Origin of the sequence: Pseudomonas sp. VI4.1, assembly GCF_002029345.1 — a bacterium.
Classification (GTDB): Bacteria; Pseudomonadota; Gammaproteobacteria; order Pseudomonadales; family Pseudomonadaceae; genus Aquipseudomonas.
Genome location: NZ_MULM01000174.1, coordinates 69505 through 95529, shown reverse-complemented (window position 1 = coordinate 95529; position 26025 = coordinate 69505). Strand labels below are relative to the sequence as shown.

General features: G+C 60.6%; 28 protein-coding genes. 17 read left to right on the top strand and 11 right to left on the bottom strand.

The genetic code is table 11. The features are described from left to right. The first annotated feature begins 34 nt into the window (after positions 1–34). The 4 genes from rng (at position 35) to tldD (ending at position 7848) form a co-directional block, all read left to right on the top strand. Complete coding sequence (gene rng / locus BZ163_RS24830; RefSeq protein WP_064679733.1) at positions 35–1492, top strand: ribonuclease G; 1458 nt, start codon at positions 35–37, stop codon at positions 1490–1492. A 75-nt stretch (positions 1493–1567) separates the two neighbouring features. Then, the gene (locus BZ163_RS24825; protein WP_128873020.1) at positions 1568–5371 is read left to right on the top strand and encodes a YhdP family protein; all 3804 of its coding nucleotides are present in this window, start codon (positions 1568–1570) and stop codon (positions 5369–5371) included. Positions 5372–5539: 168 nt separating this feature from the next. After that, positions 5540–6400, top strand: coding sequence for a carbon-nitrogen hydrolase family protein (locus tag BZ163_RS24820; protein ID WP_128873019.1), 861 nt, complete (start codon positions 5540–5542; stop codon positions 6398–6400). A gap of 5 nt (positions 6401–6405) precedes the next feature. After that, positions 6406–7848: a metalloprotease TldD gene (gene tldD, locus BZ163_RS24815; protein ID WP_128873018.1), complete on the top strand. Its 1443-nt coding sequence runs from the start codon at positions 6406–6408 to the stop codon at positions 7846–7848. A 59-nt stretch (positions 7849–7907) separates the two neighbouring features. Here the strand turns inward: tldD and yjgA are convergent, their stop codons facing one another. Beyond that, positions 7908–8432 carry a ribosome biogenesis factor YjgA gene (gene yjgA / locus BZ163_RS24810; protein ID WP_128873017.1) on the bottom strand — a complete coding sequence of 175 codons (525 nt, stop codon included), beginning with the start codon at positions 8430–8432 and terminating at the stop codon, positions 7908–7910. A gap of 107 nt (positions 8433–8539) precedes the next feature. Between yjgA and pmbA the strand changes: the two genes are divergently transcribed. The 6 genes from pmbA (at position 8540) to BZ163_RS24775 (ending at position 13895) form a co-directional block, all read left to right on the top strand. Next, complete coding sequence (gene pmbA / locus BZ163_RS24805; protein ID WP_128873016.1) at positions 8540–9886, top strand: metalloprotease PmbA; 1347 nt, start codon at positions 8540–8542, stop codon at positions 9884–9886. Between the two features lie 251 nt (positions 9887–10137). Further along, complete coding sequence (locus tag BZ163_RS24795) at positions 10138–10545, top strand: FagA protein (protein WP_128873015.1); 408 nt, start codon at positions 10138–10140, stop codon at positions 10543–10545. Continuing rightward, on the top strand, positions 10526–11902 hold the full coding sequence (locus BZ163_RS24790) for an aspartate ammonia-lyase (RefSeq protein ID WP_128873014.1): 1377 nt from the start codon (positions 10526–10528) through the stop codon (positions 11900–11902). The genes BZ163_RS24795 and BZ163_RS24790 overlap by 20 nt, the downstream gene beginning before the upstream one ends. Before the next feature lie 26 nt (positions 11903–11928). Further along, complete coding sequence (locus BZ163_RS24785; RefSeq protein WP_128873013.1) at positions 11929–12357, top strand: hypothetical protein; 429 nt, start codon at positions 11929–11931, stop codon at positions 12355–12357. Between the two features lie 2 nt (positions 12358–12359). Then, the gene (locus BZ163_RS24780) at positions 12360–12971 is read left to right on the top strand and encodes a superoxide dismutase (RefSeq protein ID WP_128873012.1); all 612 of its coding nucleotides are present in this window, start codon (positions 12360–12362) and stop codon (positions 12969–12971) included. 30 nt (positions 12972–13001) lie between these two features. Then, positions 13002–13895 carry a ZIP family metal transporter gene (locus BZ163_RS24775; RefSeq protein WP_128873011.1) on the top strand — a complete coding sequence of 298 codons (894 nt, stop codon included), beginning with the start codon at positions 13002–13004 and terminating at the stop codon, positions 13893–13895. Between the two features lie 82 nt (positions 13896–13977). Here BZ163_RS24775 and BZ163_RS24770 read toward each other — a convergent pair whose 3' ends face one another. From BZ163_RS24770 to BZ163_RS24725, 10 genes are all read right to left on the bottom strand, one after another. Next, a complete protein-coding gene (locus BZ163_RS24770) occupies positions 13978–14253 on the bottom strand; it encodes an HPr family phosphocarrier protein (RefSeq protein ID WP_128873010.1) in 276 nt (91 codons plus the stop codon). A 15-nt stretch (positions 14254–14268) separates the two neighbouring features. Beyond that, positions 14269–15126, bottom strand: coding sequence for an RNase adapter RapZ (gene rapZ, locus BZ163_RS24765; protein WP_128873009.1), 858 nt, complete (start codon positions 15124–15126; stop codon positions 14269–14271). Positions 15127–15128: 2 nt separating this feature from the next. Then, positions 15129–15593 carry a PTS IIA-like nitrogen regulatory protein PtsN gene (gene ptsN, locus BZ163_RS24760; protein WP_128873008.1) on the bottom strand — a complete coding sequence of 155 codons (465 nt, stop codon included), beginning with the start codon at positions 15591–15593 and terminating at the stop codon, positions 15129–15131. 12 nt (positions 15594–15605) lie between these two features. Beyond that, positions 15606–15914 carry a ribosome hibernation-promoting factor, HPF/YfiA family gene (gene hpf, locus BZ163_RS24755; RefSeq protein WP_007941242.1) on the bottom strand — a complete coding sequence of 103 codons (309 nt, stop codon included), beginning with the start codon at positions 15912–15914 and terminating at the stop codon, positions 15606–15608. Positions 15915–15988: 74 nt separating this feature from the next. Then, the gene (locus BZ163_RS24750) at positions 15989–17482 is read right to left on the bottom strand and encodes an RNA polymerase factor sigma-54 (RefSeq protein ID WP_128873007.1); all 1494 of its coding nucleotides are present in this window, start codon (positions 17480–17482) and stop codon (positions 15989–15991) included. 183 nt (positions 17483–17665) lie between these two features. Then, positions 17666–18391, bottom strand: a complete 726-nt coding sequence (gene lptB / locus BZ163_RS24745; RefSeq protein ID WP_128873006.1) for an LPS export ABC transporter ATP-binding protein — start codon at positions 18389–18391, stop codon at positions 17666–17668. After that, on the bottom strand, positions 18391–18939 hold the full coding sequence (gene lptA, locus BZ163_RS24740; RefSeq protein ID WP_128873005.1) for a lipopolysaccharide transport periplasmic protein LptA: 549 nt from the start codon (positions 18937–18939) through the stop codon (positions 18391–18393). Before lptA ends, lptB begins: the two co-directional genes overlap by 1 nt. Beyond that, positions 18926–19498: an LPS export ABC transporter periplasmic protein LptC gene (gene lptC, locus BZ163_RS24735; RefSeq protein WP_128873004.1), complete on the bottom strand. Its 573-nt coding sequence runs from the start codon at positions 19496–19498 to the stop codon at positions 18926–18928. Before lptC ends, lptA begins: the two co-directional genes overlap by 14 nt. Positions 19499–19505: 7 nt before the next feature. Beyond that, a complete protein-coding gene (locus BZ163_RS24730; RefSeq protein ID WP_128873003.1) occupies positions 19506–20030 on the bottom strand; it encodes an HAD family hydrolase in 525 nt (174 codons plus the stop codon). Further along, positions 20030–21004: a KpsF/GutQ family sugar-phosphate isomerase gene (locus BZ163_RS24725; RefSeq protein WP_128873002.1), complete on the bottom strand. Its 975-nt coding sequence runs from the start codon at positions 21002–21004 to the stop codon at positions 20030–20032. The genes BZ163_RS24730 and BZ163_RS24725 overlap by 1 nt, the downstream gene beginning before the upstream one ends. Before the next feature lie 278 nt (positions 21005–21282). On the opposite strand from BZ163_RS24725, the gene BZ163_RS24720 reads away from it, so the two are divergent. The 7 genes from BZ163_RS24720 (at position 21283) to murA (ending at position 25968) form a co-directional block, all read left to right on the top strand. Then, the gene (locus BZ163_RS24720) at positions 21283–22092 is read left to right on the top strand and encodes an ATP-binding cassette domain-containing protein (protein ID WP_128873001.1); all 810 of its coding nucleotides are present in this window, start codon (positions 21283–21285) and stop codon (positions 22090–22092) included. Continuing rightward, positions 22092–22889 carry a lipid asymmetry maintenance ABC transporter permease subunit MlaE gene (gene mlaE, locus BZ163_RS24715; protein WP_128873000.1) on the top strand — a complete coding sequence of 266 codons (798 nt, stop codon included), beginning with the start codon at positions 22092–22094 and terminating at the stop codon, positions 22887–22889. Before BZ163_RS24720 ends, mlaE begins: the two co-directional genes overlap by 1 nt. Then, on the top strand, positions 22889–23356 hold the full coding sequence (gene mlaD / locus BZ163_RS24710; protein WP_128872999.1) for an outer membrane lipid asymmetry maintenance protein MlaD: 468 nt from the start codon (positions 22889–22891) through the stop codon (positions 23354–23356). The genes mlaE and mlaD overlap by 1 nt, the downstream gene beginning before the upstream one ends. A gap of 11 nt (positions 23357–23367) precedes the next feature. Beyond that, the gene (locus BZ163_RS24705; RefSeq protein WP_128872998.1) at positions 23368–24024 is read left to right on the top strand and encodes a phospholipid-binding protein MlaC; all 657 of its coding nucleotides are present in this window, start codon (positions 23368–23370) and stop codon (positions 24022–24024) included. Further along, positions 24021–24326 carry a lipid asymmetry maintenance protein MlaB gene (locus BZ163_RS24700; protein WP_128872997.1) on the top strand — a complete coding sequence of 102 codons (306 nt, stop codon included), beginning with the start codon at positions 24021–24023 and terminating at the stop codon, positions 24324–24326. Before BZ163_RS24705 ends, BZ163_RS24700 begins: the two co-directional genes overlap by 4 nt. A gap of 114 nt (positions 24327–24440) precedes the next feature. Further along, positions 24441–24680, top strand: a complete 240-nt coding sequence (locus tag BZ163_RS24695) for a BolA family protein (protein ID WP_128872996.1) — start codon at positions 24441–24443, stop codon at positions 24678–24680. A 22-nt stretch (positions 24681–24702) separates the two neighbouring features. After that, positions 24703–25968, top strand: a complete 1266-nt coding sequence (gene murA, locus BZ163_RS24690; protein WP_128872995.1) for a UDP-N-acetylglucosamine 1-carboxyvinyltransferase — start codon at positions 24703–24705, stop codon at positions 25966–25968. Positions 25969–26025: the final 57 nt, after the last annotated feature.

The window sequence follows — 26025 nt, the reverse complement described above, 5'->3', positions numbered from 1 at the left end:
CATTATCGTGAATATGCCTGAACGAGACCCTGCCATGAGTGAAGAGATCCTGATCAACATCACGCCGATGGAATCGCGCGTGGCGGTGGTTGAAAACGGTGTCCTGCAAGAGGTTCACGTCGAACGCACGCAAAAGCGCGGCATCGTCGGCAACATTTACAAAGGTAAGGTCGTGCGGGTATTGCCCGGCATGCAGGCGGCTTTCGTCGACATCGGCCTGGACCGCGCCGCGTTCATTCACGCTTCGGAAATTTCCCTGCGTGAAGGCCCGACGGTCGAGAGCATCAGTGCGCTGGTCCATGAAGGCCAGAGCCTGGTGGTGCAAGTCACCAAGGACCCGATTGGTTCCAAAGGCGCACGCCTGACCACTCAGCTGTCGATTCCATCGCGCTACCTGGTGTACATGCCGCGCACTGCCCACGTCGGCATTTCGCTGAAGATCGAAGACGAAGCCGAGCGCGATCGCCTCAAGCAAGTGGTCACCGATTGTGTCGCCGCGGAGGGCATCAAGGAAGCCGGCGGTTTCATCCTGCGTACCGCTGCCGAAGGTGCCGGCGCCGATGAAATCCTCATGGACATCCGCTACCTGCGCCGGCTCTGGGACCAGATCAACGACCAGATCAAGACCATCAGTGCGCCAAGTGTGATTTACGAAGACCTCGGCCTGGCGCTGCGCACCCTGCGTGACCTGGTCAGCCCGAAGATCGAGAAGATCCGCATCGATTCCCGCGAGACCTTTCAGAAAACCACGCAATTCGTTGCTGAACTGATGCCGGAAATCGCCGATCGCCTGGAGCATTACCCTGGCGAGCGACCGATCTTCGACCTGTACGGCGTCGAAGACGAAATCCAGAAAGCCCTCGAGCGTAAAGTGCCGCTGAAGTCCGGCGGCTATCTGGTGGTGGATCCGGCGGAAGCCATGAGCACCATCGACGTCAACACCGGGGCCTTCGTCGGTCATCGCAACCTCGAAGAAACCATCTTCAAGACCAACCTCGAAGCCGCCACCGCCATCGCCCGTCAGCTGCGCCTGCGCAATCTGGGCGGGATCATCATCATCGACTTCATCGACATGGAAGACGAAGAGCATCAGCGCCAAGTGCTGCGCACCCTGGAGAAACAGCTGGAGCGCGATCACGCCAAGACCAACATCATCGGGATCACCGAGTTGGGCCTGGTGCAGATGACCCGCAAGCGTACCCGCGAAAGTCTGGAGCAAGTGCTGTGCGAACCCTGCAGCAGTTGCCAGGGCCGCGGCAAGCTGAAGACCCCGGAAACCGTTTGCTACGAAATTTTCCGCGAAATCCTCCGCGAAGCGCGCGCTTATCAGGCCGAAGGCTATCGTGTATTGGCGAACCAGAAAGTCGTCGACCGTTTGCTCGATGAGGAGTCGGGCAATGTCGCCGAGCTGGAAGGTTTTATCGGACGCACCATTCGGTTCCAGGTGGAAACCATGTATTCGCAGGAACAATACGACGTGGTGCTGCTCTGAATCGTCGTGTTTTAACCTTACTGGAACAGCTGGCCTCAGCTTTTTGCATTGTCTTTGCCATGGGAGCCAACTGACATGGAGCGTCTGACACGCATACTGGCCGCACTGACCCGCTGGGGTCTGGGCCTGTGCGCGTTGGTCCTGGTGCTGATGGCACTTTACGTCAGCCTCGGCCGGGAGTTGACCCCCCTGGTGGCCGAATACCGCGCCGAAGTCGAAACCAAAGCCGGTGCTGCGTTGGGCATGCCGCTGCATATCGGCGAACTGGAAGGCAACTGGAGCGGTTTCGCGCCGATCTTGCTCGCTCACGACGTGATGGTCGGCGAGGGCGCCAATGCCCTGCGCCTGGATCAGGTGCGCGCGGTACCGGATCTCTGGGCCAGCCTGCTGGCACGGGAGGTGCGCATCGCTCACCTGGAGCTCGATGGCCTGAAAATCAGCCTCAAGGAAGGCGCAGACGGTCACTGGGCGCTGGAAGGTCTGCCGGTACAGCAGGATCAGCCGCTTGATCCGCAGCAGCTGCTCAATCGCCTGCAAATGGTCCGGCAGCTGTCAGTGCTCGACAGCCAGATCACCTTGCAGCCACTGGATCAGCCACCGCTGACCCTGACTTACGTCGGCTTGAGTCTGACAACCGGTGCCTCCCGCCAGCGACTCGACGCCCGCCTGACCCTGCCCGACGGCCAACCGGTGGCCATGAGTCTGCGTACGCGTATTCGCGCCAGCGAGTGGAAGGACGGCGAGGCGGACGCCTACCTGAGCCTGCCGCAAAGCGACTGGTCGAAATGGCTGCCGGAGCGCCTGACCCAGCAGTGGAATTTCTCCGAGATCAAGGCGGGCGGCGAGCTCTGGCTGAACTGGGGCAAGGGCGCCCTGCAAAGCGCCGCACTGCGTTTGAATGCGCCGCAACTCAAGGGCGCCTACGCCGAGCGCAAGCCGATCCAGATCAACAATCTGGCACTCAACGGTTATTTCCAGCGCAGTGCCGAAGGCTTCCTCGCGAGCCTGGATTCCCTGGCCATGAACCTTGGCGAGACGCGCTGGGAGTCGCGTTTGCAACTCAAGGGGAGCGTGGCCACCGACAAGACCGAAGAGCTCTGGCATCTGCAGGCCGACCGCCTCGACCTCACCGCGCTCACGCCTCTGCTGAATGCCTTGGGGCCACTGCCCCAGGGTGTTTCCACGGCGGTGGAGCGGCTGAAGGTGACCGGTGGTTTGCGCAATGTGCTGATCGATTTCCGGCCCAACGCCACCGACGACAGCAAGTTCAGCTTTGCCGCCAACCTCGATCGGGTCGGCTTCGATGCCTATCACGGCGCTCCGGCGGCGCGTAATGTCAGCGGCAGCATCAGCGGTGACCTTGGCCGCGGTGAGTTGCGCATGGACAGCAAGGATTTTTCCCTGCACCTGGACCCGATTTTCGCCAAGCCCTGGCAATACATCCAGGCCAACGCCACCTTGAACTGGAAGCTCGACAAAGAAGGCTTCACCCTGATTGCGCCTTACCTGAAGGTGCTGGGCGAGGAGGGCAAGATTGCCGGCGATTTCCTGATCCGCCTGCATTTCGATCATACCCAGGAAGATTACATGGACCTGCGGGTCGGTCTGGTGGATGGCGATGGCAAGTACACCGCCAAGTACTTGCCGAAAATGCTCAGCCCGGCGCTGGACGAATGGCTGCGTACGGCGATTCTCAAAGGCGCGGTGGACCAGGGTTTCTTCCAGTATCAGGGGTCGCTGAACAAAGGCGCGGCGGACGCGGACCGCAGCATCAGCCTGTTCTTCAAGGTGCACGATGCCGAGCTGGCCTTCCAGCCGGGCTGGCCACATGTCAGCAAGGTCACGGGTGACGTGTTCGTCGAAGACAGCGGTGTGCGCATCCTGGCCAGCAAGGGCCAGTTGCTCGACACCCAGGTCCGCGACATTTACGTCAATATCCCTCACGTAGCGAGTGGCAAAACCAGCCACCTGTTGCTCGACGGCGCGTTCGCCGGCGGCTTGGGCGATGGCCTGAAGATTCTGCAACAAGCACCGATCGGCACCGCCCAGACCTTTGCCGGTTGGGAAGGCGAGGGTGATCTGCAGGGCAAGCTGAAACTGGATATCCCCTTGGCCAAAGGCGAACAGCCGAAGATCCTCGTCGATTTCAAGACCGCCAAGGCCCGCCTGAAACTGGCCGAGCCGAGCCTGGAACTGACCCAGCTCAAGGGCGATTTCCGTTTCGACAGCGCCAAGGGCTTGAGCGGGCAGAACATCAGCGCTCGCGCCTTCGACAAACCGGTCAGCGCGCAGATTTTCGCCGATGGCAGCCCGGGCAACCTCAAGACCCGCGTTGCCGCCTCGGGTCAGGTCGAGGTGAAGAAACTCACGGACTGGTTGAGCGTCACCCAGCCGCTACCAGTGTCCGGCTTGATTCCCTATCAGCTGCAATTGAATCTTGAGGGTGACAACAGTCAATTGATGGTCAGTTCCAGCCTCAAGGGCGTGGCGCTCGATTTGCCTGCGCCGTTCGGCCTGGCGGCCGAGACGGGCCGCGACACCACCTTCCGCATGACCCTGCAAGGTCCGGAGCGGCGCTACTGGGTCAACCACGGCGAGCTGGCCAACTTCACCTTCGCGGCGCCGCCCGGCAATTTTGCCGACGGTCGCGGTGAGTTGATCGTCGGTGGCGGCAATGCCGTGCTGCCCGGTGCCAAAGGCTTGCGAGTGCGTGGCGCGCTGCCGGAACTGGATGTCGGACCGTGGAAGGATCTGCTGGACAAATACGCCGGCCAGGACCCGGGCGGTAATGCCAAGCAGTTGCTCAACAGCGTGGACTTCAAGGTAGGCAAGCTCAGCGGGGTCGGTACCACCCTCGATCAGGCTGACATTCAGCTGAACCGCAAACCGAGCGCGTGGGCCTTGCAACTCGATAGTCAGCAGGTCAAAGGGGGCGCCAGCGTTCCCGATGCCAAAGCCGCGCCGATTGCGGTCAATCTGCAATACGTGCGTTTACCCGCGCCGGATCCGACAGTGCTGGCTGACGAAAACTCGCCTGATCCGCTGGCCGCGGTAGACCCGACGAAAATCCCGGCGCTGGATATCACCATCAATCAACTGTTCCAGGGCAAGGATCTGGTGGGCGGCTGGTCGCTGAAAGTACGTCCGACCGCCAAGGGCATCGCCTTCAATACGCTGGACCTGGGCCTCAAGGGGATTCTGTTGCAGGGCAGCGGCGGTTGGGAAGGCACGCCAGGCTCCTCCAGCAGCTGGTTCAAGGGCCGGGCCAGTGGCAAGAACCTCGCCGATGTGCTCAAAGGCTGGGGCTTTGCACCGAGCGTCACCAGTGAAAATTTCCATATGGATGTCGACGGTCGCTGGCCTGGTTCGCCGGCGTGGCTGGCCACCAAGCGCTTCTCCGGAACCCTCGACGCCTCGTTGAATAAAGGCCAGTTTGTCGAAGTCGAGGGCGGCGCCCAGGCATTGCGGGTGTTCGGGCTGCTGAATTTCAACTCCATCGGCCGCCGCCTGCGCCTGGACTTCTCCGACCTGTTTGGCAAAGGCCTGAGTTACGATCGGGTCAAAGGCCTGCTGGTGGCGACCAACGGCGTGTACGTCACCCGTGAACCCATCCGGTTGACCGGTCCGTCGAGCAATCTTGAGCTCAACGGCACCCTGGACCTGGTAGGGGACAGGGTGGATGCCAAGTTGCTGGTGACCTTGCCGGTGACCAACAACCTGCCGATCGCCGCACTGATCGTCGGCGCACCGGCCATTGGCGGGGCGCTTTTCCTGATCGACAAGCTGATCGGTGATCGCGTGGCACGTTTTGCCAGCGTGCAATACAGCGTCAAGGGGCCGTGGAAAGATCCGAAAATCACCTTCGACAAGCCTTTTTGAAATCCCGTCCCTGGCCCGATGGAGTAGCATGGCCGTAGCGACGCAATCCCCTGTAGGAGCCGGCTTGCCGGCGAAGGCGTCTTCATGGGCGGTGCAAGGCTCGAGGCCGCCTTCGCTGGCAAGCCAGCTCCTACAAGGTCTGCGTTAACTCCAGATCAGGAAAAAACCATGTCTGTAGCGGTGATTCAAATGGTCAGCCAGAGCGATGTGCTGGCCAATCTGGCCCAGGCCCATCGCTTGCTCGAGGAAGCGGCCGCGGGTGGTGCGCGCCTGGCCGTGCTGCCGGAAAATTTCGCCGCCATGGGGCGTCGCGACGTTGCCGACATCGGCCGCGCCGAGGCAGCGGGCGAAGGACCGATCCTGCCATGGTTGAAACAGACCGCACGCGACCTCAACTTATGGATAGTGGCCGGCACATTGCCGCTGCCGCCGGTGGATCAACCGACGGCGAAAGTGCATGCCTGCTCGTTGCTGGTGAACGACCGGGGCGAAACGGTGGCGCGCTACGACAAGCTGCATTTGTTCGACGTGGATGTGGCGGACAATCGCGGGCGTTATCGCGAATCCGATGACTATGCTTATGGCAGTGGTGTGGTGGTGGCGGACACGCCCGTCGGTCGAGTCGGCCTGACGGTGTGTTACGACTTGCGATTTCCAGAGCTTTACAGTGAATTGCGTGCCGCCGGCGCGGAGTTGATTACCGCACCGTCGGCCTTTACCGCGGTGACCGGCGCGGCCCATTGGGACGTGCTGATTCGCGCACGAGCGATCGAGACCCAATGTTACGTGCTCGCGGCCGCCCAGGGTGGGACCCATCCGGGGCCACGGGAAACCTGGGGGCATGCCGCAATCATCGACCCCTGGGGGCGGGTATTGGCACAAAAGGATCAAGGCGAGGCCGTGCTGCTGGCCGAACGCGATAGCAGCGAACAGGCGTCCATCAGGGCGCGGATGCCGGTGTCCAGTCACCGGCGCTTTTTCTCGCAGGGCGCACAGCGACCTGCCCGGAACGACGAATTTAAGGCGTAAAGCATATGAGCGAGTTGTTGTCCTCAGTCAGTGAACACCTCCTGGCGCCCGGTGGCGTAACGATAGAGAGCCTGCAAGGGGTGCTCGGCGACCTGGCCGGTCCAGGCATCGATGCGGCCGACCTGTATTTCCAGGGGCAGATTTCCGAGTCCTGGGCGCTGGAAGACGGCATCGTCAAGGAAGGCAGTTTCAACCTCGACCAGGGGGTCGGCGTGCGGGCGCAATCGGGTGAAAAAACCGGATTTGCCTACAGCAACGCCATTACCCTGGAAGCGTTGGGGGCGGCGGCACGCGCCGCCCGTTCGATCTCCCGCGCCGGGCAGAACGGCACGGTGCAGGCGTTTACCACCCAGGACGTGGCCCAGTTGTACGGGCCGGATAACCCGCTGGAAGTGCTGACCCGCGCCGAGAAAGTCGAGTTGCTCAAGCGCATCGACGTCGCGACCCGCGCCCTCGATCCGCGTATCCAGCAAGTCACCGTCAGCATGGCCGGGGTCTGGGAGCGCATTCTGGTGGCGTCCACCGACGGCGGCCTGGCGGCGGATGTGCGGCCGCTGGTGCGCTTCAACGTCAGCGTGATCGTCGAGCAGAACGGTCGCCGCGAACGCGGCGGTCATGGCGGTGGCGGGCGTACCGATTACCGTTATTTCCTCGGCGAAGACCGCGCCATGGGCTACGCCCGTGAAGCCCTGCGTCAGGCGCTGGTCAACCTTGAGGCCATTCCGGCGCCGGCCGGTACCTTGCCGGTGGTGCTGGGCTCGGGCTGGTCCGGCGTATTGCTGCACGAAGCGGTGGGTCACGGTCTGGAAGGCGATTTCAACCGCAAGGGCAGCTCCGCCTACAGCGGGCGCATGGGTGAGATGGTTGCGTCCAAACTCTGCACCATCGTCGATGATGGCACGCTGGCCGGTCGTCGTGGCTCGCTGAGCGTCGACGATGAAGGCACCCCGACCGAGTGCACCACGCTGATCGAAAACGGCGTGCTCAAAGGCTACATGCAGGACAAGCTCAACGCCCGCCTGATGGGCGTGGCCCGCACCGGTAACGGTCGCCGTGAATCCTACGCGCACCTGCCGATGCCTCGCATGACCAATACCTACATGCTGGCGGGCGAAAGCGATCCGGCGGAAATCATCGCCTCGGTGAAACGCGGCATTTACTGCGCGAACCTCGGCGGTGGTCAGGTGGACATCACCAGCGGCAAGTTCGTGTTCTCCACCAGCGAGGCGTACCTGATCGAAGACGGCAAGATTACCGCCCCGGTCAAAGGCGCGACGTTGATCGGCAATGGGCCGGAAGCCATGAGCAAAGTGTCGATGGTCGGTAACGACCTGGCGCTGGACAGCGGCGTGGGGACGTGTGGCAAGGATGGGCAGTCGGTGCCGGTGGGTGTCGGCCAGCCAACGCTGAAAATCGATGCGATCACTGTGGGTGGCACAGGATCGTAAGGGGCTCTGAAAACGTGAAGCTTCGGGTGAGTTGCGAGGCAACCCACCCGATTCGGGACTCAGCGCAAACCGCGTTGAGTCTCGTCCAGTTCACGGATGTACTTGAAGATCTTACGGCTCGAGGCCGGTGGCTTGTTGGTCGCCAGTTCGTGCTGGGCCTGACGGATCAGGGAGCGCAATTGCTGACGATCAGCCTCCGGGTAGTCGAGCACGAACTTCTCCAGGACGCCGTCGTCGCCTGCGATCAAGCGATCGCGCCAGCGTTCCAGGCCATGGAAACGTTCGTTGTACTGCCGGGTGGAGGCATCGAGTTGATCGAGCAGAGTCAGAATGGCGTCAGTGTCCTGATCGCGCATCAGCTTGCCGATGAACATGAGGTGCCGTTTACGCGCGATATTCGCGGTGTGCTTGGGCGCATCGGCCAGGGCCCGGCGCATGGCGTCGGTCAATGGCAGTTTTGCCAGCAAGTCAGGCTTGAGCGTTGTAAGGCGCTCGCCGAGGCCAACCAGAGCATGCAGCTCGCGTTTGACCTGGGATTTGCTTTTTTCTCCCGTATCGAGGGAGTCGTCGTAAGAATCAACCATGGTGGCCGTCCGCAAAGAAACGCCGCCATGATAACCAGTCGGGGGCCGCTTGTCCGGCCCGGTCGCTCGAAGGCCTTACCGAAAGCAGAATTTGAGTGGAGAACAGCATGAGTGCAGTTGAAAGCGTCGGCCCACAAGCGTTGCCGGCACTGCAAGAACAAGTCGAGCAGATCATCGCTGAAGCCAAGCGCCAGGGCGCCAGTGCCTGTGAAGTGGCGGTGTCCCTGGAGCAGGGGCTGTCCACGACCGTGCGCCAGCGTGAAGTCGAAACCGTCGAATTCAACCGCGACCAGGGTTTTGGCATCACGCTGTATGTCGGCCAGCGCAAAGGTTCGGCGAGTACTTCGGCCAGTGGCCCCGAGGCGATTCGCGAGACCGTCGCTGCCGCGCTGGCCATCGCCAAGCACACCTCGGAAGACGAAGCCGCAGGCCTGGCCGATGCCGCGCTGATGGCCAAGGATCTGCACGATTTCGACCTGTTCCACCAGTGGGACATCACCCCGGAACAAGCCATCGAGATGGCCTTGACCTGTGAAGCGGCGGCGTTTGCCGCCGACAGCCGGATCAAGAACGCCGATGGCACCAGCCTCAGTACCCACCAGGGTTGCCGCGTTTACGGCAACAGCCATGGGTTTGTCGGTGGCTACGCATCGACTCGCCACAGTCTGAGCTGCGTCATGATCGCCGAGGCCGACGGCCAGATGCAGCGCGATTACTGGTACGACGTGAACCGTCAGGGCAACCTGCTGGCCGACCCGGTGAGCATTGGCCAGCATGCCGCGCAACGGGCGGCCAGCCGTCTGGGCGCGCGTCCGGTGCCGACCTGCGAAGTGCCGGTGCTGTTTTCCGCGGAACTGGCCGGTGGTCTGTTCGGCAGTTTCCTCTCGGCAATTTCCGGCGGCAGCCTGTACCGCAAATCGTCCTTCCTCGAGGGCACGCTGGGGCAGAAACTGTTCCCGGAATGGCTGACCATCGATGAGCGTCCGCATTTGATGCGCGCACTGGGCAGCGCGGCGTTCGATGGTGATGGCCTGGCGACCTATGCCAAACCGTTCGTCGAAAAAGGCGAGCTGGTGTCCTACATCCTCGGCACCTATTCCGGTCGCAAACTCGGCATGCCGAGCACCGCCAACGCCGGCGGCGTGCACAACCTGTTCGTCACCCACGGCGACGAAGACCAGGCTGCCCTGCTGCGGCGCATGGGGCGCGGCCTGCTGGTGACCGAACTGATGGGCCAGGGCCTGAACATGGTCACCGGCGATTACTCTCGTGGCGCGGCCGGTTACTGGGTCGAAAACGGCGAAATCCAGTTTGCGGTCCAGGAAGTGACCATCGCCGGCAACATGCGCGACATGTTCAAGCAGATCGTTGCGGTGGGCAATGATCTGGAACTGCGCAGCAACATTCGCACCGGGTCGGTGTTGATCGAGAAGATGATGGTGGCGGGTAGCTAACCCCCGACCGTTACACAAAAAAGGCGCGCTACCCGATTGGGTGGCGCGCCTTTTTTATGCGTCTGGCGCGGTCCCCTGTAGGCGCTGGCTTGCCAGCGAAAGCGGTATGCCAGTCAACAAAGATGTCGAATGTCACACCGCCATCGCGAGCAAGCTCGCTCCGCAGTTTAAGATCCTGCCTGCATCGTCGGGGTTGTTTTGCTTCTCATTATCATATAATAATAAATCTCATTACCGAATGAGCCCGGATTATGAGTTCTGCCTTGCACGAGCAGCCCTACCTCGAAAACTGGCGCTGGATGAGCCGCCAGATCCGTTGCGCGATGGACCCCGACGAACCGCGCCTGATCGACCATTACCTGGCCGAAGGCCGGTACCTGGCATGTTGCACGGCAACTTCGCCCTGGACCATCGCCGAAACTTCTTTCCGTTTATTGCTCGATACCGCCGCCGACGTCGCGCTGCCGTGGCACTGGCGGACCTATTGCCTGGATCAGGCCTGGCGTCCGCTGCGCGAACTGGAACGCCTCTCTCTGTGCAAGTGCCGCCTCAAGCGCTGGCAGAGCTACACCTGGCAACTGGCGACCTGCGAGTTGCATCCCTCGATTCCTCTTATTGAACTGGTGCAAGGATTTTCAGATGACCAAGACACGTATTGAGCGCGACAGCATGGGCGAGCTGCAGGTCCCGGTAGACGCGCTCTACGGCGCGCAGACCCAACGCGCGGTGGATAACTTCCCGATCAGCGGCAAACCGATGCCCGTGCAATTCATCCGCGCGTTGATCCTGGCAAAGGCCGCCGCCGCCCGGGCCAACGTCGAGCTCAAGCAAATCAGCGAAGCCCAGGGCCAAGCCATTGTCGATGCGGCCCAAGGCCTGCTCGAAGCTGACTTCATGCAGCACTTCCCGGTGGACATCTTCCAGACCGGCTCCGGCACCAGTTCCAACATGAACGCCAACGAAGTGATCGCCACCCTGGCCAGCCGTCTGCTCGGCGAGCCGGTGAACCCTAACGATCACGTCAACTGCGGGCAGAGCAGCAACGACATTATCCCGACCACCATCCATGTCAGCGCTGCGTTGGCGTTGCATGAGCAATTGCTCCCCGCGCTGCTGCATCTGGTGCAAGTGATCGAGCGCAAGGCCGAGGCCGTTCATCACCACGTCAAGACCGGGCGCACGCACTTGATGGATGCCATGCCGGTGCGCATGAGCCAGGTGCTCAATGGTTGGGCGCAACAGCTCAAGGCCAACATCGGTCATTTGCAGGATCTGCTGCCGAGCCTGCAAGCCCTGGCTCAGGGCGGCACGGCGGTGGGCACCGGGATCAACGCACACCCCGAGTTTGCGGGGCGTTTCAGTCAGCAACTGACCCGGCTGACCCAGGTGCAGTTCACGCCGGGCAAAGACCTGTTTGCGCTGATCGGTTCCCAGGACACTGCGGTTGCGGTGTCGGGGCAGCTTAAAGCCACGGCGGTCTCGTTGATGAAAATCGCCAATGACCTGCGCTGGATGAACTCCGGCCCCCTGGCCGGCCTCGGTGAAATCGAGCTCGAAGCCTTGCAACCGGGTTCTTCGATCATGCCGGGCAAGGTCAATCCGGTGATCCCGGAAGCCACGGCGATGGTCGCGGCTCAAGTGATCGGCAACGACACGGTGATCACCATCGCCGGCCAGTCGGGCAATTTCGAACTGAACGTGATGTTGCCGATCATCGCCCAGAACCTGTTGAGCAGTATCGAGTTGTTGGCCAACTCCAGCCGTCTGCTGGGGGACAAGGCCATCGCCAGCTTCAAGGTCAACGAAGCCCGGCTCAAGGAAGCGCTGTCGCGCAACCCGATTCTGGTCACTGCACTCAACCCGATCATTGGTTACCAAAAAGCCGCTGAAATCGCCAAGAAGGCCTATCAGCAGGGTCGTCCGGTGATCGATGTCGCCCTGGAACACACCGACCTCACACGCAACCAGCTTGAGGTGTTGCTTGACCCGGAAAAACTCACCGCAGGCGGCGTGTAATCACTGTTAACGCTTTGGAGCCCACCATGGAGCACTGGAAACGCACGATCGAAAGAGCCAATCGCTGTTTCATGCTGGGCGAACTGGTCGATGCCCGCGAGGCTTACTTGCAGGCATTGGCCCTGGCCCAGGTGTTGTTCGAGCGCTGGGCGGATGCCGATGAAGCGGTGGCGGCCTGCGTGATTTCCCACCACAACCTGGCAGACCTGCATCTGCGTCTGAACCAGCCGGAGGAGAGCGCCGAATATTTGTGCGCCATCCATCAGCGGTTATTGCAGACCGTGCAGGACCCGCGCCTGGCGCCGGCCTTGCGTGAAGCGGCATGGCGTCAGAGCAGCAAGACCTACGTCGAGCTGCTGAGTTTCATCAGCGAGCACGGCGAGTACCCGCGCAGCCATCGTTTACTGGACATGGATGCCGCCTCACCTGCACCTCTTCATCATGGAGTCCATTGAACATGGCTTTTACCCTGCCTGCCTTGCCCTACGCCTACGATGCCCTGGAACCGCACATCGATGCGCAGACCATGGAAATCCATTACACCAAGCACCACCAGACCTACATCAACAACCTCAATGCCGCGGTGGAAGGCACCGAGTATGCCGAGTGGCCGGTGGAGAAACTGGTGGCAAGCATCCAGCAACTGCCGGAAACACTGCGCGCGGCGGTGATCAATCAAGGCGGCGGCCACGCCAATCATTCACTGTTCTGGGAAGTGATGGCGCCTCATGGCGGCGGTCATCCCGACGGTGCGCTGGCCAAGGCGATCGATGAGCAACTGGGTGGCCTGGACACGTTCAAGGAGGCCTTCACCAAGGCCGCGCTGACCCGGTTCGGCAGCGGCTGGGCATGGCTCAGTGTCACGCCGCAAAAGACGTTGATCGTTGAAAGCAGCGGCAATCAGGACAGCCCGTTGATGAGCGGCAATACGCCAATTCTCGGCCTTGATGTCTGGGAGCACGCTTATTACCTGCGGTATCAGAACCGCCGTCCGGAATACATCAATGCGTTCTACAACGTGATCAATTGGCCACAAGTCAGCGCGCGCTATCAGGCAGCGCTGGCTTGAGTCTTCTATAAAAACCATCCAAGGCTGATTATGGGCACTGAAACACTGGCGATCGGAAGTGGACGAATGTTTCGTTACGCGATGGGATCGCTGTTGCTGTTGGCGGGCATGACGTTATTGGTCGCCCATGGGCTGGCGTGGCTGGACCTGGAGCCGAAACTGTTACGCGCATTGCAAGGCGGGGCGATCTGCGCGCTGGGTACGGCGTTGGGCGCGGTGCCGGTGTTGGTGATTCGGCAGATGCCCCAGGCGGTCAGCGATACGCTGCTGGGCTTCGGCGCCGGGGTGATGCTCGCGGCGACGGCGTTTTCGCTGATCGTTCCAGGTATCGCCGCCGCTGAAAACCTGGGGCTGACGCCCTGGGCGGCCAGCGGCCTGATCAGCTTCGGCATCATGCTCGGTGCGTTCGGGCTGTATCTGGTGGATCGCAAAGTGTCCGGCGCGTCGCCGGAGATGCTCGTGGGGACCGTTGAACATCCGGTGATTCCCCCGCGAATCTGGCTGTTCGTGTTTGCCATCATCGCTCATAACATACCGGAAGGCATGGCAGTGGGCGTCTCGGCCGGCGGCGGGATGCCGGATGCCGACAGTCTGGCCATGGGCATCGCCTTGCAGGATGTGCCGGAAGGGCTGGTGATTGCGTTGGTCCTGGCCGGGGCAGGGATGTCGCGGGTCAAGGCATTCCTGATCGGTGCGGCGTCAGGATTGGTCGAGCCGGTCTTCGCGCTGTTATGCGCCTGGCTGGTCAGCCTGGCCGAGATGTTGCTGCCATTGGGGTTGGCGTTGGCGGCGGGGGCCATGCTGTTGGTGGTTACCCATGAAGTAATTCCGGAGTCGCGCCGGCATGGTCACGATAAGCTGGCCAGCCTGGGGTTGCTGGTCGGGTTTTGTTTGATGATGGTGATGGATACGGCGTTGGCGTGAAGAAAGTTTAAGATCAAAAGATCGCAGCCTCGTTGCACTCGACAGCTCCTACAGGTGCAACGAGGCTGCGATCTGTTGACGTTTACTCGCCTTCATCGAAGTAGTTGTTGATCAGCGCCACCAGCGCATCCAGCGCTTCCTGTTCCTGCTCGCCTTCCGTGCTCAGATGAATTTTCGTGCCCTTGCCAGCCGCGAGCATCATCATCGCCATGATGCTTTTGCCATCGACCGTAGATTCCGGCGTACGTCCTACCCTGATCGAGCAATCCTTGAACTGACCGGCGACGCCGACAAATTTTGCAGACGCACGGGCGTGCAGGCCCAGCTTGTTGATGATTTCGATTTCCAGAGCAGGCATCGCGATGTGAATCCTTTAGCTGAGGTCGCGGTGGCGGACCTGGACGTTCTTCAGGGTTTTTTGCAGGGCCTGACCCAGACGTTCGGTCAGGTAGACGGAGCGGTGATGCCCGCCGGTGCAGCCAATGGCGATGGTGACATAAGCGCGATTGCTGGCCGCAAAGCGGGGCAGCCACTTGAGCAGGTAGGTAGAAATGTCCTGGAACATTTCTTCGACGTCCGGCTGTGCCGCCAGGTAGTCGGCGACCGGCTTATCGAGCCCGGACTGTTCACGCAACTCCGGCTTCCAGTAGGGGTTCGGCAGGCAACGCACGTCGAACACCAGGTCGGCGTCCACCGGCATGCCGCGCTTGAAGCCGAAGGATTCCACCAGGAACGCCGTACCGGGTTCCGGTTGATTCAGCAGGCGCAGCTTGATGGTATCGCGCAACTGATACAGGTTCAGGTTGGTGGTGTTGACCTTGAGATCGGCGAGGTCGGCGATCGGCCCGAGCAGGGTGGTTTCATCGCTGATCGCTTCCGCCAGTGAGCGGTTGGCGTTGCTCAGGGGGTGACGCCGGCGGGTCTCCGAAAAACGTTTGAGCAAGGTTTCTTCGTCGGCGTCCAGGTACAGGACATCGCACTGGATATGCCGGCTGCGGACTTCTTCCAGCAGCTCGGGGAAGCGCGACAGGTGGCTCGGCAAGTTGCGCGCGTCGATCGACACGGCAACCAGCGGCTGGGCCAGTTCGGTGTGGATCAGTGCACGTTCGGCCAGTTCCGGCAAAAGCCCGGCAGGCAGGTTGTCGATGCAGTAAAAGCCGTTGTCCTCGAGAACATCGAGCGCGGTACTTTTACCTGAGCCGGAACGGCCACTGACGATGATCAAGCGCATGATTACTGACCGTTTTGCTCGTCCAGGACAACCTGATACAAGGCTTCATTGCTCGGGGCGCTGCGCAGCTTTTCGCGTACTTCCTTGCGATCGAGCATGCTGGCGATCTGCCGCAGCAGCTCCAGGTGCGCATCGGTGGCGGCTTGCGGGACCAGCAGTACGAACAGCAGGTCGACCGGGGCACCGTCGATGGCGTCGAAATCGATGGGTGCGTCCAGATGCATCAAGGCACTGACGGGTGCGGTACAGCCCTTGAGGCGACAGTGGGGGATGGCGATGCCGTTGCCAAAACCGGTCGAGCCGAGTTTTTCACGGGCAATCAGAGCCTCGAAGACATCTTGCATCTCCAGATCCGGGACTTCTTTATGGATGAGGTTGGCAATTTGCTCGAGGGCTTTCTTTTTACTGCCGCCCGGCACGTTCACGAGGGAACGGCCGGGGGTCAGGATGCTTTCAAGTCGGATCATGGGTTGGGAGTGTTAACGACCGGTCGCGCCCTGGAGGAGGCTTTGGGTCTTTTCCTTATGCTTTTTGAGTTGTTTATCCAGCTTGTCGGTCAATGCGTCGATCGCCGCGTACATATCGGTATGTTCCGCGTTGGCGACCACTTCATTGCCGGGAATATGCAGCGTGGCTTCGATTTTCTGCTTCAGCTTTTCGACCGTCATCGTGACCTGCACGTTGGTGATCTTGTCGAAATGCCTCTCCAATCGTTCGAGCTTTTCGCCGATGTAGGTGCGAAGAGGTTCGGTCACTTCCAGTTGGTGTCCACTGATGTTGACTTGCATACAGCTTCTCCTTCGTTGCCAGTGCATAAAGCGGCAGGCAGAAATGCCTGCCACTGGAACGCTGTGGCGTGGCTCTACATCAACCGCTTGCGTTCGCTCGAAGGCGCGATCCCGAGGGATTCGCGGTACTTGGCGACGGTGCGGCGAGCCACCTGAATGCCTTGTGCCTCCAGTAAACCAGCGATCTTGCTGTCACTCAACGGCTTTTTCTGATTTTCCGCTGCAACCAGTTTTTTGATGATCGCGCGGATCGCCGTGGACGAGCATTCGCCGCCCTCGGAGGTGCTGACGTGGCTGGAAAAAAAGTATTTCAGTTCATAGATGCCCCGGGGGGTGTGCATGAACTTCTGCGTGGTCACCCGGGAAATCGTCGACTCGTGCATGCCCACCGCCTCGGCAATGTCATGCAGCACCAACGGCTTCATGGCTTCGTCGCCGTACTCCAGGAAGCCGCGCTGATGCTCGACGATCTGGGTGGCCACCTTCATCAGGGTTTCGTTGCGGCTCTGCAGGCTCTTGATGAACCAGCGGGCCTCTTGCAACTGATTGCGCATGAAGGTGTTGTCGGCACTGGTGTCGGCGCGGCGCACGAAACCGGCGTATTGGGCGTTGACCCGCAGCCGCGGCACCGATTCCTGGTTCAGCTCCACCAGCCAGCGCTCGTTGTCCTTGCGCACGATGACATCGGGGACGACGTATTCGGCTTCGCTGGACTCGATCTGCGAGCCAGGCCGCGGGTTGAGGCTCTGCACCAGTTCGATCACCTGGCGCAGTTCATCTTCCTTGAGCTTCATGCGGCGCATCAGCTGGCTGTAGTCGCGGCTGCCAAGCAGGTCGATGTAATCGCTGACCAGACGCTTGGCCTCGGCCAGCCACGGGGTCTTGGCGGGCAATTGGCGCAATTGCAGCAACAGGCATTCGCCCAGGTTGCGGGCGGCGATGCCGGCGGGTTCGAATTGCTGGATGCGATGCAGGACGGCTTCTATTTCGTCCAGTTCGATGTCCAGTTCCGGGTCGAAGGCTTCGAGAATTTCCTCGAGGGTTTCGTCCAGGTAACCCTGATTGTTGATGCAGTCGATCAGGGTCACGGCAATCAGGCGATCGGTGTCGGACATCGGTGCCAGGTTCAGTTGCCACAGCAGATGGCTTTGCAGGCTTTCACCGGCCGATGTACGGGTGGTGAAGTCCCACTCGTCGTCATCGTTGCTCGGCAGGCTGCTGGCGCTGGTCTGGTAAACGTCCTCCCACGCGGTATCGACGGGCAGTTCGTTGGGAATGCGCTCGTTCCAGTCACCTTCCTCGAGGTTATCCACCGTCGGGGCGGTTTCCTGGTAGGAGGGTTCCGACACGTCGGCATTGGGGAGCTGTTCGGCTTTGTCGGCCAAGGGGTCTGCGTTATCGAAGTCGTCGCCTTCTTCCTGGCGTTCGAGCATCGGATTGGACTCCAGGGCCTCCTGGATTTCCTGTTGCAGGTCCAGGGTCGACAATTGGAGCAGGCGGATGGCCTGTTGCAGCTGCGGTGTCATCGTCAGCTGCTGGCCCATTCTCAAGACTAGCGATGGTTTCATGGCAGGGGCTTAACACCTTATTCGCCGGCGCACATGCGCCATCCACTACAGGGCGCCGGAGCGCCAAACATAAGCAAATTATATGCCCGAAACTTTAGCGTTTGCCTAGAGCGCTGTAACAATAAAAAAGTGTTGATTTTTTATCGAGACAAGCGCTTGAGCGGCAAGGCGGACACCTCAACGCTACAGGCGGAACTCATGGCCCAGATACACTTCCTTGACCAGTTCGTTGGCCAGGATGGTGGCAGAGTCGCCTTCGGCGATCAGTTGCCCATCGTTGACGATGTAAGCGGTTTCGCAGATATCCAGGGTTTCGCGGACGTTGTGGTCCGTGATCAGCACGCCAATGCCCTTGGCCTTGAGGTGGTGGATGATCTGTTTGATGTCGCCCACCGAAATCGGGTCCACGCCGGCGAAAGGTTCGTCGAGGAGGATGAATTTCGGGTTGGTGGCCAGTGCCCGGGCGATTTCCACGCGGCGGCGTTCACCACCGGACAGGCTCATGCCGAGGTTGTCGCGGATGTGGTGGATGTGGAATTCCTGCAGCAGGCTTTCCAGCTCCTTGCGGCGACCGGCCTTGTCGAGTTCCTTGCGGGTCTCGAGGATCGCCAGGATGTTATCGGCTACCGAGAGTTTGCGGAAGATCGACGCTTCCTGCGGCAGATAGCCGATACCGGCTTTCGCGCGACCGTGCATCGGCTGGTGGCTGACGTCCAGGTCGTCGATCAGTACGCGGCCCTGATCGGCCTGTACCAGGCCGACAATCATGTAGAAGCAGGTGGTTTTGCCGGCGCCGTTAGGGCCAAGCAAGCCGACGATCTGACCGCTGTCGATGGACAGGCTGACGTCGCGCACGACCTGGCGGCTCTTGTAGCTCTTGGCCAGATGCTGAGCTTTCAGAGTTGCCATTACTGGGCCTTTTGCTCGTCGGATTTCTTTTTCGGCTGGATCACCATGTCGATGCGTGGGCGTTCTTCGGTGACTTTGGTGCCGGTGGCGCGGCCAGCGTTAGCCAGTTTCTTGACCGTGTCGTAGACGATTTTTTCGCCTTGGGTGACGTTGCCGTCCTTGTCGATGACTTTGGCGCGATCGATCAGCACAACGCGGTCTTGCGAGGCATGGTACTGGATCGTGACGCCATAACCCTGAACCGGCTTGGCGTCGCCGGCAGTCTGCATCTGCTCGAAGTAGGCCAGGTTGCCCACCGAGGTCACCACGTCGACGTCGCCGGAAGCGGTGCGGGTGATGGTCACGGTGTTGCCGGTGACCTTCATCGTGCCCTGGGTGATGATCACATCACCTTTGTAGGTGGCGATGCCTTGCTTGTCGTCCAGTTGGGCGTCGTCGGCCTGAATGCGGATAGGCTGGTTTCTATCGTCCGGCAGAGCCCAGGCGCTCACGCTTCCCAGTGCTGCGCCCAGACTGAGCAAAATAGGGAGGGTTTTAACGAGCCTCATACTGTCCTCTTACGTTCGATAGCAGGTGTATCCTGCTTTCTTTCAAATACGCTTTCATGCCCGTGCCGGTCGACACGCCACCAGCGCCGTCGATTCTAACGGGTTGCACGGTCTGCGCATATTGCTGCTGCGGGAACACGGTCATGCGACTGCTGGTGATAATGGTCGTGCGCTTTTTTTCGTCGGTGCGGGCGATACGTACCGAGTCGATCAGTTCGACTTCGGTTCCGCCGGAATTGACTTCGCCGCGTTCGCTCTGCACATGCCACGGAAACTCGGTGCCGCGGAACATGTTCAGGTCAGGTTTGCTGACCAGCGTCACATCAGTGGCCTTGAGGTGTTCGACCTTGTCGGACGTCATGTCGTACTGCAATTTGCCGTCTGGCAGGTACTGCACGCTATGGGTGTTGGTCGCGTACCAGTCGATCCGGGTTTCATCGGCCTTGGCCACCGGCTTGTCGAGGAACCGCTCCGGACTGATGTTCCAGTAGCCGACCGCCGCGAAAAGGGCGGCGATGCAGCCGAACACCAGGAAATTGCGAATCTTTTTGCTCAGCATAGTGGGCTCACAGGTACGCGGCGTTGGCCGCATCGAGGCGGTCCTGGGCGCGCAGGATCAATTCGCAGAATTCGCGAGCGGCACCTTCGCCACCACGGGCCTGGGTGATGCCGTGGGCGTGTTCGCGCACGAAACTGGCGGCACTGGCCACCGCCATGCCCAGGCCGACGCGGCGAATGACCGGCAGGTCCGGCAAGTCGTCGCCGAGGTAGGCAACCTGTTCATAGCTTAGGCCGAGTTTGGCAAGAAGCTCGTCGAGCACCACTAGTTTGTCTTCGCGACCCTGGTACAGGTGTGGAATGCCGAGGTTCTTCGCGCGTCGCTCGACCACCGGGGTCGTGCGCCCGCTGATGATAGCGGTCTGCACGCCGGCTGCCATCAACATCTTGATGCCCTGGCCGTCGAGCGTGTTGAAGGTCTTGAATTCGCTGCCGTCTTCCAGGAAGTACAGGCGTCCGTCGGTCAGTACGCCGTCGACGTCGAATACCGCCAGTTTGATGCGCTTGCCGCGTTCCAGCAGGTCGGTCGTCATTACATTACTCCTGCACGCAGCAGATCGGACAGGTTGAAGGCGCCGATCGGACGGTCCTCCTTGTCCACCACCACCAGTGCGTTGATTCGATGGTCTTCCATGATTTTCAGGGCTTCGGCGGCCAGCATTTCAGCGCGAGCGGTCTTGCCGTGAACGGTCATGACCTGGTCGATGGTGGCGTGATGGATGTCGATGGCGCGGTCCAGGGTGCGGCGCAAATCGCCGTCGGTGAAGATCCCGGCGAGTTTACCATCGGCTTCGAGAATCACGGTCATGCCCAGGCCTTTGCGGGTCATTTCCATCAGCGCGTCCTTGAGCAGGGTGCCGCGCTGGACCTGCGGCAGTTCCTGTCCGGCGTGCATGACGTTTTCGACTTTCAGCAGCAGGCGTCGGCCAAGGGCGCCGCCGGGGTGGGAAAAGGCGAAATCTTCAGCGGTAAACCCGCGGGCTTCGAGCAGCGCGACGGCCAGGGCATCGCCCATGACCAGGGCCGCGGTGGTCGACGACGTCGGTGCCAGGTTCAACGGGCAGGCTTCGTGCTCGACGTGCACGTTGAGGTTGACCTCGGCAGCCTTGGCCAGCGGCGAGTCGGGGTTGCCGGTCATGCTGATCAGCTGGATGCCCAGGCGCTTGATCAGTGGCAGCAGGGTCACGATTTCATTGGTCGAACCGGAGTTCGACAGGGCCAGGATGATGTCATCGCGGGTGATCATGCCCATGTCGCCGTGGCTGGCTTCGGCCGGGTGCACGAAAAAAGCCGTGGTGCCGGTGCTGGCCAGGGTGGCGGCAATCTTGTTGCCGATGTGCCCTGACTTGCCCATGCCGACCACGACCACGCGGCCTTTGCTGGCCAGAATCATCTCGCAAGCGCGTACGAAATCCGCGTCGATACGGGGCAACAAGCCGGTGACGGCTTCCAGTTCGAGGCGGATGGTGCGTTGTGCAGACTGAATCAGGTCGCTGGATTGGCTCATGTCGGAAATCGTATAGCCTGATGAAAAGGCGGCGATTATAGCGGTAATGATCGAAACCCTCACGCAAGTTCGTCGCGCTTTGTCACTCCCTGTTACTTAATCCCATCAAATACACGCTTTTACCCTGCCGGGTTGCTGAACATGAACCGGCTTGGGCCTTGGGCGCTTGGCCTTTGCAGTGATATAGTTCGCCGCCAGTTCGGCCCTGCCCGGGGAGGCATGTGCTTTCGCAAGAAAGCCAGGCGTCCGAGTGAGAGGCTGCATCGCAAGGAGTTTAGATGAGTGCCGATAACGCCTACGCGGTCGAGCTGAAGGGACTGACCTTCAAGCGCGGTGCGCGCAGCATTTTCAATAACGTCGATATCCGTATACCGCGCGGCAAGGTCACCGGCATCATGGGGCCTTCCGGGTGTGGCAAGACCACACTGTTGCGTTTGATGGGTGCCCAATTGCGCCCGACCAAGGGCGAAGTCTGGGTCAACGGCCAGAACCTGCCGAAGCTGTCGCGCAGCGACCTGTTCGATGCTCGCAAGCACATGGGCGTGCTGTTCCAGAGCGGCGCGCTGTTCACCGATCTCGATGTGTTCGAGAACGTCGCCTTTCCGCTACGGGTTCATACCGAGCTTCCGGAAGAAATGATCCGGGACATTGTACTGCTCAAATTGCAGGCCGTGGGCTTGCGTGGCGCCATCGACCTGATGCCCGACGAACTGTCCGGCGGCATGAAGCGCCGTGTCGCGCTGGCCCGGGCGATTGCCCTTGATCCGCAGATCCTCATGTATGACGAGCCCTTTGTCGGTCAGGACCCGATCGCCATGGGCGTACTGGTGCGCCTGATCCGCCTGCTCAACGATGCGCTGGGCATCACCAGTATCGTGGTGTCCCACGACCTGGCCGAGACAGCGAGCATTGCCGACTACATCTATGTGGTGGGTGACGGGCAGGTATTGGGGCAGGGCACGCCTGACGAACTGATGAATTCCAGTGAACCCCGTATCCGTCAGTTCATGACGGGGGACCCTGACGGACCGGTCGCCTATCACTTTCCAGCGACGGATTACCGCGCAGATCTTCTGGGGAAGCGTTGATGCGCAAGATTTCACTGCTAGAACGAGTGCGCCGCTTCGGCCATTCCGGCATCGATGTGCTGGCCGTGTTTGGCCGTTCGGCGATATTCCTGTTTCATGCCCTGTTCGGCCGCGGCGGTATCGGCGGCGGTTTCGGGCTGCTGGTCAAGCAACTGCATTCGGTGGGCGTGATGTCCCTGGTGATCATCGTGGTCTCCGGGGTGTTCATCGGCATGGTGCTGGCGCTGCAAGGGTTCAACATCCTGTCCAGCTATGGATCGGAGCAGGCGGTCGGGCAGATGGTTGCGCTGACGTTGCTGCGTGAACTGGGGCCGGTGGTCACCGCCTTGCTGTTCGCCGGGCGCGCAGGTTCGGCCCTGACGGCCGAAATCGGCAACATGAAGTCCACCGAGCAATTGTCCAGCCTGGAAATGATCGGTGTCGATCCGCTCAAGTACATCATCGCCCCGCGCCTGTGGGCCGGCTTCATTTCCCTGCCGGTGCTGGCGATGATTTTCAGCGTGGTGGGTATCTGGGGTGGTTCGTGGGTGGCCGTCGACTGGCTGGGGGTCTATGAAGGCTCCTACTGGTCGAACATGCAGAACAGCGTGACCTTTGCCGACGATGTGCTCAACGGCATCATCAAAAGCATCGTCTTCGCCTTTGTCGTGACCTGGATCGCCGTATTCCAAGGCTATGACTGCGAGCCCACTTCCGAGGGGATCAGTCGTGCCACTACCAAGACCGTGGTGTATGCCTCTTTGGCAGTGCTCGGCCTGGACTTTATTCTGACCGCCTTGATGTTTGGAGATTTCTGATGCAAAACCGCACCCTGGAAATCGGTGTCGGCCTTTTCTTGCTGGCTGGCATCCTGGCTTTGCTGTTGCTGGCGTTGCGGGTAAGTGGCCTGTCCCCGAGCGCAACGACCGATACGTATAAACTTTATGCCTATTTCGACAATATCGCCGGTTTGACGGTCAGAGCTAAAGTGACCATGGCCGGTGTGACCATCGGCAAGGTCACGGCGATCGATCTGGACCGCGACAGTTTCACCGGCAGAGTGACCATGCAGCTTGAAAAATCGGTGGATAATCTGCCGACCGACTCCACTGCATCTATCCTGACCGCTGGTCTGTTGGGCGAGAAGTACATCGGTATCAGCGTGGGCGGCGAAGAAGGCTTGCTCAAGGATGGTGGAACTATCCACGACACCCAGTCGTCGCTGGTGCTCGAGGACCTGATCGGTAAATTCCTGCTCAATACCGTTAGCAAAGAAGCCAAATGAGGAGTTTTTGAATGATCTCTACCTTGCGACGTGGCCTGTTGATATTGCTTGCGGCCTTGCCGTTGATGGCTAACGCAGTGGCGGCGCCGTCGGCGCACGATCTGATAAAGGACACCACGACCCGGATGCTGGCAGATCTGGCGGCCAACAAAGACAAGTACAAACAGGATCCGTCAGATTTTTATACGGCACTGAATACTATCGTGGGACCCGTTGTGGATGCCGAGGGCATTTCCAAGAGCATCATGACGGTCAAGTACTCGCGCAAAGCCACGCCCGAGCAAATGAAGACGTTTCAGGAAAACTTCAAAAGAGGCCTGTTCCAGTTTTATGGCAATGCCTTGCTCGAATACAACAACCAGGGCATCACCGTTGATCCTGCCAAGGATGAGTCGGGCGACCGTACAAGCGTTGCCATGACGGTCAAGGGCAGCAGCGGTTCGGTCTATCCTGTGTCCTACACACTCGAGAAAATCAACGGCGAGTGGAAAGTGCGCAACGTGATCATCAACGGTATCAACATCGGCAAGCTGTTCCGTGATCAGTTCGCTGACGCGATGCAGCGCAATGGCAACGACCTGGACAAGACCATCAATAATTGGGCCGGTGAAGTCGCCAAAGCCAAGGTCGCCACCGAGAAACAAGCGCCGGCGAAGCAAGCCCAATGAGTGTGTCGGCCATTCGCATGAACAACGCCGGCGAGTTGCTGCTCAGCGGCATGCTGGACTACCGCACCGGCCCCGGCCTGCGCAAGCAGGGCCAGGCGCTGATCAAGTCCAGCAAGGCGGCTACATTGGTAGTCGATTGCTCGGCGGTGTTGAAGTCCAGCAGTGTCGGCTTGTCGCTGTTGCTATGCTTCATGCGCGATGCAGAGGCGGCCGGCAAGGCGTGGAGCATCCGTGGGATGCCGGAAGACATGCGCGAAATCGCTCAGGTCAGCGAATTGACCGAGCTGTTGGCGCAACCCTAACCAGCATCTATGAACAAGCCCCCCGTCAGAGTCCTGCTTAGCGGGGTTCGCAGGCGCGGGGCTTTTTTGTATGATGTCCGACCCGCGCGCACAGGGCGCCGATTGAGGTTGAGCATGCAGGCCACCGAAGTAAAGAGCTTCCTTGAAGGAAAGCTGCCCGGAACGTTGGTAGAAGTTGAAGGCGAAGGCTGCAACTTTCAGCTGAACGTGATTAGCGATGAACTGGCGGCGTTGAGCCCGGTGAAGCGTCAGCAGCAGATCTATGCCCATTTGAACCCATGGATCACCGATGGCAGCATCCATGCGGTCACTATGAAATTTTTCAGCAGCGCGGCCTGGGCCGAGCGCACCTGAGCCCAAGGGCGTCGAGATTCTTATGGATAAATTGATTATTACCGGTGGCGTTCGTCTTGATGGCGAAATCCGCATCTCCGGGGCAAAGAACTCTGCCCTGCCGATCCTGGCTGCCACCTTGCTGTGCGATGGCCCGGTGACCGTGGCCAACCTGCCGCACCTGCACGACATCACCACCATGATCGAGCTGTTCGGTCGCATGGGCATCGAGCCGGTGATCGACGAGAAGCTCAGCGTCGAAATCGACCCGCGCACCATCAAGACCCTGATCGCCCCGTACGAACTGGTTAAAACCATGCGTGCGTCGATCCTGGTGCTGGGCCCGATGGTTGCCCGTTTCGGTGAAGCCGAAGTCGCACTGCCTGGCGGTTGCGCCATCGGTTCGCGTCCGGTTGACCTGCACATCCGCGGCCTTGAGGCCATGGGCGCAGTCATCGACGTCGAAGGCGGCTACATCAAGGCCAAGGCGCCTGAAGGCGGCCTGCGCGGTGCGCACTTCTTCTTCGATACCGTCAGCGTGACCGGTACCGAAAACATCATGATGGCCGCCGCACTGGCCAAGGGCCGCAGCGTGCTGGCAAACGCCGCTCGCGAACCTGAAGTCATCGACCTGGCGAACTTCCTGAACGCCATGGGCGCCAAGATCACTGGCGCCGGCACCGACACCATCACCATCGATGGCGTCGAGCGTCTGCACCCGACCACTTACAAGGTGATGCCCGACCGTATCGAGACCGGCACCTACCTGGTGGCCGCAGCGGTCACCGGCGGTCGTGTGAAGGTCAAGGACACGGATCCGACCATCCTTGAAGCCGTCCTCGAAAAACTCCGCGAATCGGGTGCCGAAATCACCTGCGGCGAAGATTGGATCGAGCTGAACATGCACGGCAAGCGGCCAAAAGCGGTCAACGTGCGTACGGCGCCGTACCCGGCGTTCCCGACCGACATGCAGGCACAGTTCATCTCCCTCAACGCCATTGCCGAAGGCACCGGTGCCGTGATCGAGACGATCTTCGAAAACCGCTTCATGCACGTTTACGAACTGCACCGCATGGGCGCCAAGATCCAGGTCGAAGGCAACACCGCCATCGTCACCGGTACCGAGAAGCTCAAGGGCGCGCCAGTGATGGCCACCGACCTGCGTGCATCGGCCAGCCTGGTCATCTCGGCGCTGATCGCCGAAGGCGACACCCTGATCGACCGCATCTACCACATAGACCGTGGTTACGAGTGCATCGAAGAGAAACTGCAGATGCTCGGCGCCAAGATCCGCCGCGTACCGGGCTAGTTTCTGCTGCAGGGGCACAGGGACGTGCCCGTTGGTTTCGTTTCAAGTCGAGCCTGT